The 13,613-nt window shown below is 73.3% G+C and carries 12 protein-coding genes; 5 read left to right on the forward strand and 7 right to left on the reverse strand.

All coding sequences use genetic code 11. The features are described 5' to 3' along the window. Positions 1–11: 11 nt before the first annotated feature. On the reverse strand, positions 12–632 hold the full coding sequence (locus ADK41_RS06550) for a DUF6879 family protein (RefSeq protein ID WP_030826275.1): 621 nt from the start codon (positions 630–632) through the stop codon (positions 12–14). After that, positions 625–894: a hypothetical protein gene (locus ADK41_RS06555; RefSeq protein WP_030826280.1), complete on the reverse strand. Its 270-nt coding sequence runs from the start codon at positions 892–894 to the stop codon at positions 625–627. Before ADK41_RS06555 ends, ADK41_RS06550 begins: the two co-directional genes overlap by 8 nt. Positions 895–1,293: 399 nt before the next feature. Here ADK41_RS06555 and ADK41_RS06560 point away from each other — a divergent pair, with 399 nt between their 5' ends. Further along, positions 1,294–3,459 (forward strand): tetratricopeptide repeat protein, encoded by a 2,166-nt coding sequence (locus tag ADK41_RS06560; RefSeq protein WP_030826284.1) that lies wholly within the window; start codon positions 1,294–1,296, stop codon positions 3,457–3,459. Positions 3,460–3,621: 162 nt separating this feature from the next. Here the strand turns inward: ADK41_RS06560 and ADK41_RS06570 are convergent, their stop codons facing one another. After that, complete coding sequence (locus ADK41_RS06570) at positions 3,622–4,596, reverse strand: XRE family transcriptional regulator (RefSeq protein ID WP_030826290.1); 975 nt, start codon at positions 4,594–4,596, stop codon at positions 3,622–3,624. 249 nt (positions 4,597–4,845) lie between these two features. On the opposite strand from ADK41_RS06570, the gene ADK41_RS06575 reads away from it, so the two are divergent. Continuing rightward, entirely contained in the window at positions 4,846–5,436 is a 591-nt protein-coding gene (locus ADK41_RS06575; protein ID WP_030826293.1) for a L,D-transpeptidase family protein, read from the forward strand. A gap of 40 nt (positions 5,437–5,476) precedes the next feature. Here ADK41_RS06575 and ADK41_RS06580 read toward each other — a convergent pair whose 3' ends face one another. Next, the gene (locus tag ADK41_RS06580; protein WP_030826295.1) at positions 5,477–6,280 is read right to left on the reverse strand and encodes a VOC family protein; all 804 of its coding nucleotides are present in this window, start codon (positions 6,278–6,280) and stop codon (positions 5,477–5,479) included. A 319-nt stretch (positions 6,281–6,599) separates the two neighbouring features. Between ADK41_RS06580 and ADK41_RS06585 the strand changes: the two genes are divergently transcribed. After that, positions 6,600–7,451: a sulfurtransferase gene (locus ADK41_RS06585; RefSeq protein ID WP_030826297.1), complete on the forward strand. Its 852-nt coding sequence runs from the start codon at positions 6,600–6,602 to the stop codon at positions 7,449–7,451. A 93-nt stretch (positions 7,452–7,544) separates the two neighbouring features. Here the strand turns inward: ADK41_RS06585 and sepH are convergent, their stop codons facing one another. The 3 genes from sepH to ADK41_RS06600 form a co-directional block, all read right to left on the reverse strand. Beyond that, a complete protein-coding gene (gene sepH / locus ADK41_RS06590; protein WP_030826299.1) occupies positions 7,545–8,582 on the reverse strand; it encodes a septation protein SepH in 1,038 nt (345 codons plus the stop codon). A 312-nt stretch (positions 8,583–8,894) separates the two neighbouring features. Then, entirely contained in the window at positions 8,895–10,214 is a 1,320-nt protein-coding gene (locus ADK41_RS06595; RefSeq protein ID WP_030826300.1) for a D-arabinono-1,4-lactone oxidase, read from the reverse strand. After that, a complete protein-coding gene (locus ADK41_RS06600) occupies positions 10,174–11,412 on the reverse strand; it encodes an MFS transporter (RefSeq protein ID WP_030826302.1) in 1,239 nt (412 codons plus the stop codon). Before ADK41_RS06600 ends, ADK41_RS06595 begins: the two co-directional genes overlap by 41 nt. A 148-nt stretch (positions 11,413–11,560) precedes the next feature. Between ADK41_RS06600 and ADK41_RS06605 the strand changes: the two genes are divergently transcribed. Beyond that, complete coding sequence (locus tag ADK41_RS06605) at positions 11,561–12,688, forward strand: ferrochelatase (RefSeq protein ID WP_030826304.1); 1,128 nt, start codon at positions 11,561–11,563, stop codon at positions 12,686–12,688. Positions 12,689–12,696: 8 nt separating this feature from the next. Continuing rightward, positions 12,697–13,512, forward strand: coding sequence for an inositol monophosphatase family protein (locus tag ADK41_RS06610; RefSeq protein WP_030826306.1), 816 nt, complete (start codon positions 12,697–12,699; stop codon positions 13,510–13,512). Positions 13,513–13,613 lie beyond the last annotated feature (101 nt).

Raw genomic sequence — 13,613 nt, forward strand, 5'->3', positions numbered from 1 at the left:
CCGGCCGGCCCTCAGTGGACCACCACGGGCGGGGCGAGCGGGGCGATCTCCCGGTCGAAGAAGGCGTGGAAGTCGTCCCCCCGCTCGTACAGCGCGTCGAAGCCGGCCGAGGTCTCCCGGATCAGCGCCCGGTCGGTGAAGCGGTTGGCTCCCGCCGCGTTCCCGTCCTCGTCGTAGAGCACCTCGTACAGGGCGTCGTCCCCGAGGATCACCACTTCGGGGACCGGACGGCTCTGCTCGATGTCCGCGATGTCGCGGGCGTCGAGCACCCTGATGTGGTCGCCCAGTTCCACGCGCAGGCGCAGGACGAAGAGCTCCCACTGCACGTACGGGGTCACCGGGAACTCCACGACGCGAAGGCGGCGCTCCAGAATTCCCAGCCGTGCGGCGGTGCGGAACTGCCGGGCGTAGACGTCGCGTTTCTCCTGGATGAGGGAGAGTGCGCGGTCCCATTCCCCGGCGGCGAAGGCCTCCCAGCTGGCGAACCCGCGTTCCTTGAAATTCTGCCCCCGTTCGAGCTTGTTCAGGTGGCGAATTCCGCTCTCGTAGACGCGACGGAAGTCCGCATGGTATGTGGGGCGATCCATGCGTTCCGCGCGTTCCGAAGGTCCGTGCGGGAAGGAGTCAAACATTCGGGATATCCGGTTTCGCTGCGATCAACATGTTCCTGGGGACGACCACGATCCGCTCGTCCGCTCCGACGGAGACCCCGGCGGGCAGTTTCCCGCCGAGCGGTTCCGTGAGATCACGGCCTATGACGGCGATGTCGCCGTTCTCGAGCTCCCAGATGTCGGGGCAGTCGGGGTTGTCGGTCGTGTGCCCCAGTTCCTGCGGCGATTTCCCCAGGCGCCGCTTGAATGTCGTGGCGGGATCCGCTTCCCATGGTCTGCTCATGGCCATCGCCCCCTCGGATGGATCGGATTCCCGCTACTTTAGCAGTGAACATAACGACTTGACCGCGCGAAAAGTGGACACGCTGAGAAATCCGCGACCGTGCCCTCGTTGTCCCGTCCGGCGCGGGGGTGCGACGATGGACATTCATGAAAGGGCGCCTTGTCGAATCACGGCAGATGCGTGCCAATTAGCGTATAATCTGAAAATTCGAGTGTATCGGGCAGGGGGAACTGTGGACCCGGAGACGGCATTACTCGCGCGGAGCGCGGGAGTCACACCGGTCACGCCGACGACGACCGACGCCCGGGAGCGCGCTCGGGAGAGCGTCCCCCGGCCCGCCGGCGTGTCCGGCCACGCCCGCATCCGTCAGGCCGGACGAGACCAGCACCACGCCCGGCGATGACGGCCGGGATGGACGGCCACGCCGAGGACCGTGGCCGGGTCTACCAGACCTCGGGCGACCAGCACATCAGCGAACACCACCACTACGGCGGACACGGCGGGCCCGGTGACGGGACGGCCGCGCCCCAGGGCCCCGACTCGGTTCGCCGCCCGGCGGTCGGCCGGCCCCCGGTCGTGCTGCGCGACCGCACCGAGGTGCTGGACCGGCTGCGGGCGAGCGTACGGGAAGAGCGCGGTGGCGAGGTCTACGTGCTGTACGGCATGGGCGGCTGCGGCAAGACCGCGGTCGCCTACACGTTCTTCCAGCTGGCCACCGGTGAACACGGCAGGGTGGGACTGTGGGTCAGCGCCTTCGACCGCGCGAGCCTGCGTGCGGGCATGCTCGCCGTGGCCGCCGACCGAGGGGCGGGCGACGCCGAGTTGCTGGCGGCCCGCAACGGGCTCCGCCCCGCCGCCGACCTGGTCTGGCAGCGCCTCGACCGCTCCGCCGAGCCCTGGCTGCTGGTGCTCGACAACGCCGACCACCCCGAGATCCTCCGGGACGGCAGCTGGCTGCGCACCAGCCCACGGGGCACGGTCGTGGTGACCACCCGCAGGCCGGCCGCCCGCTGGTGGCCGGGGGCGGAGCTGCAGCACATCGGCGTACTGCCGCGGGAGGACGCCGCGCGGGTGTTACGGGACCTCGCCCCGCACAGCGGCACACAGCAGGAGGCGGCCCGGATCGCGGACCGGCTCGGCCGGCTGCCGCTCGCCCTCACGCTGGCGGGCGGCTTCCTCTCCCGGCAAGTGCTCGACCCCTGGACGATGGAGACCTACGGGCGCCGCCTGGAGGAAGGAGAAGGCGTCGAGCTCATCGACCGGGGGGCCGACGCCCTGTCCGAGGAGGACCCCCGGCACCTGGTGGGCCTGACGTGGCAGCTGACGCTCGACGCGTTCGAGGCCCGCGGCCTGTCCGAGGCGACCGCGCTGCTGAGGCTCCTGTCGCGTTTCGCGCCCGAGCCGTTGCCGCTGTCCCTGCTCAACCGCGCCGAGATCGGCGGCGCCCTGCCGCCTGCCCGTTGCGAGACGGCCCTGAGGGCACTGCTCGACCAGTCGCTGACCGAACTGGTCGACGTCGGTGAGCGGTGCGTGCAGAGCCATGCGGTGCTGCTCGACAGCGTCGTCGCGGCGACCCCGGCGGACATGGTCCCGGCGCTCCACGCCACGGCGGTCCGACTGCTCGACGCGGCCGTGCCGGGTGTGCCCGACGCCGGTCCGTACGATCCACGGCTTCGGCTGCTGGTGCCGCACGGACTCGCCCTGCTGCGGCGCGCCGGCGACCCGTCGGCATCGGCCGACGCCCTGGCCGCGGTGATCAGGCTGTCCACCGCCCTGCACCGCACGGGGGACTACCTGTCCGCCCGGGAGACCGCCCGGGCCGCCGCGGACCTCGGTGAACGGCGGCTCGGCGAGGAGCACCGTCTCGTCCTGGCCGCCCGTTCCCGCGTCGGACGGGCGCTCTTCCGGCTGGGCGGGTACGCCGAGGCCGAACGGCTGCTCCGACGCGTCCACACGGCTCAGGAACGGTTGTTCGGGTCCGACGACCCCGACACGCTGGACACCCGCCACGGCCTCCAGCTCGTCCTCGGAAACCTCGGACACCGTGACGAGGCCGTCTCGCTCCTCCGTTCCACGGTCGCCGGCAGGCGAAGGACACTGGGCCCCGCCCACCCGCTGACGTTGCGTTCCCGTTCCAGCCTGCTGGTCCTGCTGTCCGCGCCCGAGCTGGCCGCCGAAGAGGACGGCGAGCTGCTCTCCCTGCCCGCGGAGTGCGTACGGCGCCTCGGCCCCGACCACACGGTGACGCTGGGCGCCCACCACAACCACGCCTGGGCGCTGTACCTGCTGGGCCGCTTCGACGAGGCCGACCAGGAGGTCCGGCTCGTCACCGAGGCGTACCGGCGGCGCTTCGGACCCGACCACCCGCTCGTGCTCTCGGCGCGGCAGCTGCTGTCCCGGACCCGGGCCGCGCAGGGCGACGTGGAGACGGCGGCCGGCGTCATGACGGACGTCGTCGCCAGGCGGGAACGCGGCCTGGGGGCCGACCACCCGTTCACCGTCGCCGGCCGGCGCCTCCTCGACGATCTCACGTCGGGGCGGTGGCGTCCGCCCGAAGGCGCCTGACACGACGTGAGGAGCGCGGGTCGGGGACCGGCTCGGCCCCGGGGCGCAGGACGGCGGCGGTGGTGGCGGTCATGGGGATGTAGCCCACGGGTTCGGCCGGCTCCGTGCTGTGCCGGAGCTCCGGCCGCCGCGGCCGGTGGGCGCCGTTCACACGGTTGGTCCTCACTCCCGCCCGATCAGGAACACCTGGTCGTCGCCGTCGCGTTCCGCGCAGCGTTCCGCCACGGCCGCCGCGCCCGCCTCCTTTGCACTCCCGCGGATGCCCACGCACAGCCCGCCGTCCCGCGCCGACCGCAGCCGCCACCGGTCCGTGCCGTCGGCCCGCTCGATGCGGAACCACTGGGAGTCGCCGCCCGCCCGGCAGTCGGTCCAGGGTTCGAGGGTGCCCCGGAACGCGCCGTCGCCCAGGACGGTGAGGCAGCCGGGGCCGTGCACCGGGTGGTCGAACAGGATCTGGTACAGGCCGTCGTCCGCCCGCCGGAGGGACACGCGCGGAGGAACGGCCTCCGTGCAGGGCCGCTGCACCGCGAGCAGCTTGGACTCCCCGGAACCGTCCGCGCGGACGTCCCCGTCGGTCAGGCACAACTCGGGTGCGCGCGCCGGGCGGACGCGTGAGAAGCCGGCGGCCGGGCCGGGGGCGGCCGACGGACTCGTGGCCGAATCCCCGTGCGCCGCGCCGTCGGTGGGTCTCCCTTCGTCCTGCGTCAGCAGGACCGCGCCGACGGCGAGCAGTGCCACCGTGCCGAGGGAGGCGACCGCGACGGTCAGGGCGGTCCTGCCGCGGCCGGCGCCCGCCGGCTCCGGCGGCCGGACCGGGGGTTCCGGTTCCTGATCCGTCCCCTCGGCCCCGGGAACGTCCCCGGCCGCCAGCCGTTCCCTGGCCGCCAGCCACTCCGGCACGTCCCGCTCGGCGCCGCACGCCCGGACCAGCGCCGCGACCACCTCCGCGCGCGGCAGCGCGTCCCGCCGCAGGACGTCGGCCAGGGTGCTGCGCGCCAGCACCTCGTGGCGCTCGGCGGCCCGTTGCTCCAACTGACGGTAGGTCAGTCCACTGCGCTCCTTGAGCTCCCGCAGCAGGGCGACGTACTCGCGTGCGGTTCGTGCGTCCGCGGGATTCACGCCCTCCGAGACCACCATGGCGTCATTCTCGACACCCCCGACACGGGAGGCAACTCCTGTCCGGCGTGTATCGGACAACCTGATCGCACGGTCCGGAGGAGCCGTTGACCAGGCCGGACGGCCCTCTCCTGTCCCGGACGCCCCAAACCGTTGCCGGACAGGATCCGCCCGCCAAGACTCCGGTGCTGTCGCCGCGTTCCGGACCCACGGGGGTGGACCGGACGCGGCGCCGACACCGGACCCGTTCACGACAGAAGGAGTCGTCCCATGCTCACGCGCCGTCTGCGCACCCGCATCGCCCCGCTCGCCCTCACCACCGCCCTGGTCGGCGGCCTCGCCGTCACCACGACCGCGACCGCCCCGGACGCCCGTGCGGCGAGCGGCAGCTACTACCTGTACTTCAAGAAGAACACGTCCGATCCGATCAACTCCAAGCTCTACCTGATGAAGAGCGTCGCCAACGCCAAGGACAAGGTCGTCGCCAAGTACCGCGCCGGCTCCGGCAACGGCAGCCAGAACGAGTGCGCCGTCAGCAAGGGGTGGCTGCCCGGGACCACCACGAAGAACGGCAAGTACACCATCGAGTTCCACCGCACCGACTTCGACGGCGTCATCAACGGCTACGTCATCAAGCTGTCCGACAAGAAGTGCAGCAAGGGCACCAAGCGCACGGAGCTGTTCGTGCACAGCGAGATGAAGCCGAACGGCAAGCAGGGCACCATCGAGCCCGAGCGCTGGGACGGCACGCGCGACTACTACTCCAACGGCTGCGTCAAGCTGAAGCCGGCCGACATCAAGGACCTCTTCGCCAAGGCCAAGCGCTACGGCTGGCCGAAGACGCTCTACGTCGTCAAGTAGGTCGCGCGGAAGCCGCCGACTGCAGGCGGGAGTCCGCGCGTCAGCGCGGACCCTGCAGCAGTGCCAGCCGTGCCCCCTCCGGGTCCGCCACCAGGGTGACGCGGCCGTGGTCCCCGTCGCGGGCCGGCGCCAGGACCCGGCCGCCCAGGCGGAGGACCCGGCCCACCGCGTCGTCGGTGTCGGTCACCGTGAAGTACGTCGTCCAGTGCGGGCCCCGGTCCCGGAGGGGGGCCCTGCCCACGCCGTGGACGCCGGCCACCGGGCGGCCGTCCAGGCGCAGGGTGACGCGGTCGGGGTCGGCGGAGGCCGCCGGCTCCTCGTCGTAACCGAACACGGTCGTGTAGAACTTGGCGGCGCCGGCCGCCTCGAAGGTCGTCAGTTCGTTCCAGGCCGGTGCGCCGGGCACACCGGTGACGGCGGTGCCCGGGCTCGCGGCCGCCTGCCAGACGCCGAAGACGGCGCCGCTCGGGTCGGAGCCGATCGCCAGCCGGCCGGTGTCGGCGGCGTCCAGCGGGCCCACCCCGACGGTGCCGCCGCACGACCGCACCACGTCCGCCGTCAGGTCCGCGTCGTCCGAGGCGAAGTAGGGCGTCCAGGCGACCGGCAGATCACGGTCCGGCGGCAGCACGCCGATGCCGGCCACCTCACGTCCGTCGAGCAGGGCGCGCACGTACGGGCCGAGCTGCCGGGGGCCGGGCCGGAACTCCCAGCCGAACAGCTCTCCGTAGAACTCCTCGGTCGCGTCCAGGCCGTGCACCATCAGGCTCACCCAGCAGGGTGTGCCGGGTGTGTGCCGAGCGGGCGTCCCGCCGTTCGGGTGGGCGTTCCCCCGTGCGTCGGTCATCGTCACTCTCTCCTCGGCCGCCGCGCGGTGGCCGTGCTCTCCTCGACCCGGTGGGGCCGCATCGCGTGCGATCCGCGGGTGATCCCCGGGCCGGCCGGGGGCCGGCCGCGGTCCGCGCCGGCGCACGCCCCGCGCGGGCCTCGCTCCCGGAGGATGCCCGATACGTGGGTCCTCGTCCGTTTCGGCGCGCTCGCCGGCGGGTGTCGATCGGTTGTGCATTGTGTGATCGAGTCGATACAACCGGTGATCGGGGTCGTCCGGCCGAGCAGAGTAGCCGGACGGGGACGGATCGGCCACTCCGTACGCGAGGATGGTGGCCATGAACGCCATCATCTCCGCATCCGAACTCGTGAGCGCGCTGGCGGGCCCCCACCCGCCGGTGCTGCTCGACGTGCGCTGGCAGCTCAGCCTGGCCGCGGCGGCCGGCGCGCCGCCGTTCGACGGACGGGCCGCGTACCGGGCCGGGCACCTTCCGGGGGCCGTCTTCGTCGACCTCGACGAGGAGTTGGCGTCCGCGCCGGGCGGGCACGGCCGCCATCCGCTGCCGGACCTGGAGGTGTTCGGCGCCGCGATGCGGCGGGCGGGCGTGTCGTCCGCCGCGCCGGTGGTCGTGTACGACGGGGGCCTGGGCTGGGGCGCCGCCCGCGCGTGGTGGCTGCTGCGCTGGACGGGTCACCCGGACGTGCGGGTCCTGGACGGCGGGTTGCCGTCCTGGGAGGGCCCGTTGGAGACGTCGGTGCCGCAGCCGGCCGAGGGGGACTTCGTGCCGGTGCCGGGGGCTGCCGGGCTGCTCGACGCCGACGGCGCGGCGGCGCTGGCGCGTTCGGGGGTGCTGCTGGACGCCCGCGCGGGGGAGCGGTACCGGGGTGAGGTGGAGCCGATCGACCGGGTGGGCGGGCACATCCCCGGCGCGGTCTCGGCGCCCACGACGGAGAACGTCGGCGCCGACGGCCGTTTCCTGTCCGCCGGGGAACTGGGCGCCCGCTTCAAGGAGCTGGGCGTGTCGCAGGGTTCACCGGTCGGCGTGTACTGCGGCTCGGGTGTCTCCGCCGCGCACGAGGTGCTGGCGCTGGCGGTCGCGGGCATCCCGGCGGCGCTGTACGTCGGTTCCTGGTCGGAGTGGTCGTCCGACCCCGGGCGGCCGGTCGCGGTGGGTCCGGACCCGCGGTAGGCCGGCTCCGAAGCGCACGAAGGGGCGCCCGCCGCACGGCGGGCGCCCCTCACGTCACGTCAACCGGTCGCGGACGCGGACCGCCCGAAGGGGCTACTCCTGCTTCTTCCGCCGCGTCCCGAACACGATCTCGTCCCAGCTCGGCACCGCCGCGCGGCGGCCCGGGCGGACGCCGTCCGCCTCGGCCTGACGGTCGGTCGAGCCGATGAGCCGGTCCCGGTGGCTGCTGACGGAACGCGGCATGAGGACGTCCGCGTACGCGGCCCCGGCCGAGGCCGCGGGGGCCGGTGGCTCCTCCGCCTCGGGCTCGGGGTCCGGCTCCTCGGGGGCGGTCTCGGGCGCGCGCTCCGGCACCACCAGGTCGCCCCGGAAGCTCGGCACCGCCTCCAGCAGGCTGGTGAGCGAGTCCCGTTCACCCGATGCCGTGGCCGTCAGGGACTCCTCGTCGGGCTCGGACGCCTGCGCGGGCAGGCTCGTCCGCTCGCGGTCGCCGGGGCGGTCCCGCGGCAGCCGGGCGATGCGCGGCACGAACGGGAAACTGGGCTCGGGCGCGGCGAGGTCGTCGGACTCGCCGATCAACGAGCGCGCCTCGTCGTCGACGGCCTGGACGAGCCGCCGGGGCGGGTCGTACGTCCAGCTAGCCGAGTGCGGCTCGCCCGCGACCAGATAGACCAGCAGCACCTCCCAGGTGCCGTCGTCGCGGCGCCAGGAGTCCCACTGGACGGTGTCCTTGTCGGCGCCGCGCAGCAGCAGCCGCTCCTGCACCGCCTCACCCAGCGGGGGACCGGAGTTCTCGCCGGGGCGGCGGACCGGGGTCTTGCGGGCGCGCTCGGCCATGAACGCGCGCTCGGCGAGGACGGGGCCCTCGAAGCGGCGTACGCGGTCCACAGGGATGCCGGCCATCTGGGCGACCTCTTCCGCGGTCGCGCCGGCCCTTATGCGTGCCTGGATGTCGCGGGGGCGGAGGTGGCTCTCCACCTCGATCTCGATCTGGCCGAGGCGGGGACGGTCGCCGCGCACGGCGGCGCGGAGCCGTTCGTCGATCGGAAGCGTGTACTCCGTGCTGTCCGCAGCCTTCAGCACCAGCCGTGTGCCGTCATTCGAGACGGCCACGACACGCAGTTCCGGCATGGGGACCTCCCGGGTGGTGCCTGCCGACGTCACGTGCGTCGCTGCTTCCGCTAGTCGAGTGTGGCCTGCCCGGGTGCAGCCTGCCACAACCTTGCCGAGTTGCCCGGCGTGTCGGGCGCGGGCCCTGGATCGCCGTTATGGCACGGTTACTTATTCGCAACGCTAAGTGACCAACTGCCTCACCCTGTGCAACCAGTCCCCTCCCGGCGGTCCTCGAGGTCCGGGCACCCTGACGGGAGACCGGCCCCAGGGCTCGCAACAGTACTCCATTTGGGCCACCTGCGTGGATTGGCACGCCGTGCAACGAATCCTCTACGACCCCAGGACCCTCCGCAAGTAGTCGTTCCGGAACCGGCGTTCCGGGTCGAGCCGGTCCCGGAGCGCCGTGAACTCCCCGAAGCGCGGGTACATCCGGGAGAGGTGCTCCGCGTCCCGTGTGTGGATCTTCCCCCAGTGGGGCCGCCCCTCGTGCGCGGTGAAGATGCGCTCGGCCGCGGTGAAATACCCCTGATAGGGGGTGCCCTTGAACATGTGGACGGCGATGTAGGCGCTGTCCCGGCCGGACGCGGTGGACAGCGTGATGTCGTCGGCCGGCGCGGTGCGCACCTCCACGGGGAAGCCGACCCGCAGCGGCGAGCGGTCGACCATCGCCTTCAGCTCCCGCAGCGTCTCCACCAGGGCCTCGCGCGGTACGGCGTACTCCATCTCCACGAAGCGCACCCGGCGCGGCGAGGTGAACACCTTGTACGGGATGTCGGTGTACGTCCGCGCGGAGAGCGCCCTGCTGGAGATCCGCGCGATGGCCGGAACGCTCGCGGGCACCGCGCGGCCGACCAGGTTGACCGCGTGGAACACCCCGTTGGAGAGGAACTCGTCCTCGAACCAGCCCTTGAACCGCGGCACCGGCCGCTCCGGTCCCGCGCTGCGGTTGTTGCGCTTGGTGTTGGTGTTGCCGGTGTGCGGGAACCAGTAGAACTCGAAGTGCTCGTTCTCGGCGTACAGCTGGTCGAAGTCGGCGCAGACCCGGTCGAAGGGCATCGGCTCCTCGCGGGCCGTGAGCAGGAAGAGCGGCTCCACGGAGAAGGTGATCGCGGTGACGACGCCGAGGGCGCCGAGTCCGATCCGGGCGGCCGCGAAGACGTCCGGGTTCTCCTTCGCGGAGCAGGTGAGCACCGAGCCGTCGGCGGTGACCAGTTCCAGGCCCCGGATCTGGGCGGCGAGGGAGGCCGAGTCGCGGCCCGTGCCGTGGGTGCCCGTACTGGTGGCCCCGGAGACCGTCTGCTCCATGATGTCGCCCATGTTGGTCAGCGACAGGCCCTCCCGCGCGAGGGCCAGGTTCAGCCGTTTGAGCGGGGTGCCGGCCTCCACGGTGACCGTGCCGGCCGCGCGGTCGACGTGCCGTATGCCCGTCAGCAGGTGAGGGCGGATCAGCAGGCCGTCGGTGGCGGCTATGGAGGTGAAGGAGTGCCCGGTGCCGACCGCCTTCACCGGCATGCCGTCCTCGGCGGCCCGGCGCACGGCGGCGGCCAGTTCGTCGACGGAGGCGGGCGCGGTCTCCCGCGCGGGACGGACGCGGACGGTGCCGCCCCAGTTACGCCATGTGCCGTTCCCCGTGCTCGCTGTGCTGCCCAACGGAGCCTCCCCGACCCGGAGCCGGCCGCTCGAGCCGGCGGTACCCGAGGAACCCCACCCCGACCGCGACGGCCCCGGCCACCGCCGGAACCCCGTACCCGGCACGCGCCCCGGCCGCGTCGATCACCCAGCCGGCCGCGGAGGAACCGGTGGCGATCCCGACCGCGAGCCCGGTGCTCACCCAGGTCATGCCCTCGGTGAGCTGCGCGCGTGGTACGTGCTCTTCGATGAGGGACATCGTCGTGATCATCGTCGGAGCGATGGACAGACCCGCAACGAACAGCGCCACGGCCAGGAACGGCAGGTTCCCGACCAGTAGGAGTGGGATCATACTCACGGCCATGGCGCACACGCCCAGAAGCCAACGGCGTTCCGGCGCCCCCGCGAAGTGCAGCAGTCCGAACACGACGCCCGCCACGCAGGAACCCAGCGCGTACACGGCGAGCACCACGCTCGCGGCGGCCTTGTGCCCCTCCTCCTCGGCGAACGCCACGGTGACCACGTCCACGGCGCCGAAGACGGCCCCTGTCGCCACGAACGTCGCGACCAGCACCTGGAGGCCCGGGGCGCGCAGTGCCGAGCCGCCGCCCGTGTGCTCGCGCGGGTGCGGCTCGGGCTCGGTGGCGCGCTGCGCGGTCAGCCAGAAGACGCCGACCGCCAGGAAGCAGGCCGCGAGCAGCGGGCCGGCCTCCGGGAACCAGGCCGTGGACAGTCCGATGGAGACGATCGGTCCGAAGATGAAGCACATCTCGTCCACCACGGACTCGAACGAGTACGCGGTGTGCAGCTTCGGGGTGCCCCGGTACAGGGCGGCCCAGCGGGCCCGGACCATCGAGCCGACGCTCGGCACGCAGCCGATGCCGACGCACGCGACGAACAGCACCCACTCCGGCCACCCGTAGTGCGCGGCGAACAGCAGCACCGCCGCCGCGCTGAGCGAGACCAGCGTCGCGGGGCGCAGCACCCGCCGCTGCCCGTACCGGTCCACCAGGCGCGAGACCTGCGGGCCCGCCACGGCGGCGGCCAGCGCGATGGTCGCCGACAGCGCGCCGGCCAGCCCGTACTCCCCGGTGAGCTGGGAGACCATCGTCACGACGCCGATGCCCATCATGGACAGCGGCATCCGGCCGAGGAACCCCGCGGCGGAGAAGGCCCTGCTGCCGGGGGCGGCGAACAGGGCGCGGTAGGGGCTGGGCACGGGGGTCTCCGAAGGTCTCGGTAAGGCGCGACCGCTGTCGGTACAACTTACGGGTCAGGTCACCCTAATGCACCCGGAAACGCCGTCCCGCGGCTGGTGACACCCCCGCCCCGTCCCGCCCGTCGGCGCCGGGTGGCAGGATCGAGACATGCCTGACGTGCTCGATGCCAGCCCTTACGACGCCCTGCTCCTGCTCTCTTTCGGTGGTCCCGAAGGCCCGGACGACGTGGTCCCGTTCCTGGAGAACGTGACGCGCGGGCGCGGCATCCCCAAGGAACGCCTCAAGGAGGTCGGGCAGCACTACTTCCTCTACGGCGGGGTCAGCCCCATCAACGACCAGAACCGCGCCCTGCTGGCCGCGTTGCGCGGGGACTTCGCCGACCACGGACTGGACCTGCCGGTCTACTGGGGCAACCGCAACTGGGCGCCCTACCTCACCGACACCCTGCGCGAGATGGTCCGGGACGGCCGCCGCCGCATCCTCGTCCTGGCCACCAGCGCCTACGCCTCGTACTCCGGCTGCCGCCAGTACCGGGAGAACCTCGCCGACGCCCTCGCCACCCTGGAGGCGGAAGGGCTGGAGCCGCCGAAGGTCGACAAGCTGCGGCACTACTTCAACCACCCCGGCTTCGTCGAGCCCATGATCGACGGGGTCGTGCGGTCGCTCGCCGACCTTCCCGAGGACGTCCGGGACGGCGCGCACATCGCCTTCTGCACCCACTCGATCCCCACCTCCGCCGCCGACACCTCCGGCCCGGTGGAGGGGCACGGCGACGGCGGCGCGTACGTCCGGCAGCACCTGGACGTGGCCCGGCTGATCGCCGACGCCGTCCGTGAGCGCACCGGCGTCGACCACCCCTGGCAGCTCGTCTACCAGTCCCGCTCCGGCGCCCCGCACATCCCCTGGCTGGAGCCCGACATCTGCGACCACCTCGAGGAGCGGCACGCGGCCGGGGTCCCGGCCGTGGTCATGGCCCCCATCGGCTTCGTCTCCGACCACATGGAGGTCCTCTACGACCTCGACACCGAGGCCACCGCCAAGGCGGGGGAGCTGGGCCTGCCGGTGCGCCGCTCGGCGACCGTCGGCGCCGACCCGCGGTTCGCCGCCGCGATCCGCGAGCTGGTCGTGGAACGCGCCGTCGCCGAACGCGGGCAGGACGTCACGCCGTGCGCCCTGGGCGCGCTCGGCGCCAGCCACGATCTCTGCCCGGTGGGCTGCTGCCCGGCCCGCGCCCCGCGCCCCGCCGCCGCGGGTGCCGACAGCCCTTACGCGTGAGGAGTACCGTGACCGACCCCCTGCACGTGGAACTGCTGGAACTCGCCCGGGAGGCGGCCCGCCGCGCGGGTGAGCTGCTGCGGGACGGCCGCCCGGCCGACCTCGCGGTCGCCGCGACCAAGTCCAGCCCGATCGACGTCGTCACCGAGATGGACATCGCGGCCGAGAAGCTGATCACCACGCTGATCGCCGAGCGCCGTCCGGAGGACGGCTTCCTCGGCGAGGAGGGCGCCTCCACCGAGGGCAGCAGCGGCATCCGCTGGGTGATCGACCCGCTCGACGGCACGGTCAACTACCTGTACGGCCTGCCCACCTGGGCCGTCTCCATCGCCGCCGAGCAGGACGGCGAGACCGTGGCCGGGGCGGTCGCGGCCCCCATGCGCGGTGAGGCGTACCACGCGGTGCGCGGCGGCGGCGCCTGGGCCACCGGCGCCTGGGCGGGCGAGCGGCGGCTGACCTGCCGTCCCTCGCCGCCCCTGGACCAGGCCCTGGTGTCGACCGGATTCAACTACGTCACCGAGGTCCGCACCCACCAGGCCGACGTGGCGCGGCGGCTGATCCCCCTGCTGCGGGACATCCGGCGCGGCGGCTCGGCCGCGATCGACCTGTGCGACCTCGCCGCGGGGCGCCTCGACGGCTACTACGAGCGCGGGCTGCACCCCTGGGACCTGGCGGCCGGTGACCTGATCGCCCGCGAGGCGGGCGCCCTGACCGGCGGCCGCCCCGGAGACCGCCCGTCCTGGGACCTCGCGGTCGCCGCCACCCCGGGCGTCTTCGAGCCGCTCCAGCGGCTGCTGGAGGACCACGGAGCCTGGCACGACTGACGGGCCGCCGACGGGGGCGACGTCCGACCGGGGCCCGGCGCCCTCGCGGGCGGACGAGGGGTGAGGGTCCGCCTGCGCCCACCGCCCCCACACGCCGGCCG

Origin of the sequence: Streptomyces caelestis (assembly GCF_001279005.1) — a bacterium.
Lineage (GTDB): Bacteria > Actinomycetota > Actinomycetes > Streptomycetales > Streptomycetaceae > Streptomyces > Streptomyces heliomycini.

Coding starts and splice junctions, on each gene's coding strand:
- ADK41_RS06550 (WP_030826275.1), bottom strand. CDS start 632: ATGTTTGACTCCTTCCCGCACGGACCTTCGGAACGCGCGGAACGCATG.
- ADK41_RS06555 (WP_030826280.1), bottom strand. CDS start 894: ATGAGCAGACCATGGGAAGCGGATCCCGCCACGACATTCAAGCGGCGC.
- ADK41_RS06560 (WP_030826284.1), top strand. CDS start 1,294: ATGACGGCCGGGATGGACGGCCACGCCGAGGACCGTGGCCGGGTCTAC.
- ADK41_RS06570 (WP_030826290.1), bottom strand. CDS start 4,596: ATGGTGGTCTCGGAGGGCGTGAATCCCGCGGACGCACGAACCGCACGC.
- ADK41_RS06575 (WP_030826293.1), top strand. CDS start 4,846: ATGCTCACGCGCCGTCTGCGCACCCGCATCGCCCCGCTCGCCCTCACC.
- ADK41_RS06580 (WP_030826295.1), bottom strand. CDS start 6,280: ATGACCGACGCACGGGGGAACGCCCACCCGAACGGCGGGACGCCCGCT.
- ADK41_RS06585 (WP_030826297.1), top strand. CDS start 6,600: ATGAACGCCATCATCTCCGCATCCGAACTCGTGAGCGCGCTGGCGGGC.
- sepH (WP_030826299.1), bottom strand. CDS start 8,582: ATGCCGGAACTGCGTGTCGTGGCCGTCTCGAATGACGGCACACGGCTG.
- ADK41_RS06605 (WP_030826304.1), top strand. CDS start 11,561: ATGCCTGACGTGCTCGATGCCAGCCCTTACGACGCCCTGCTCCTGCTC.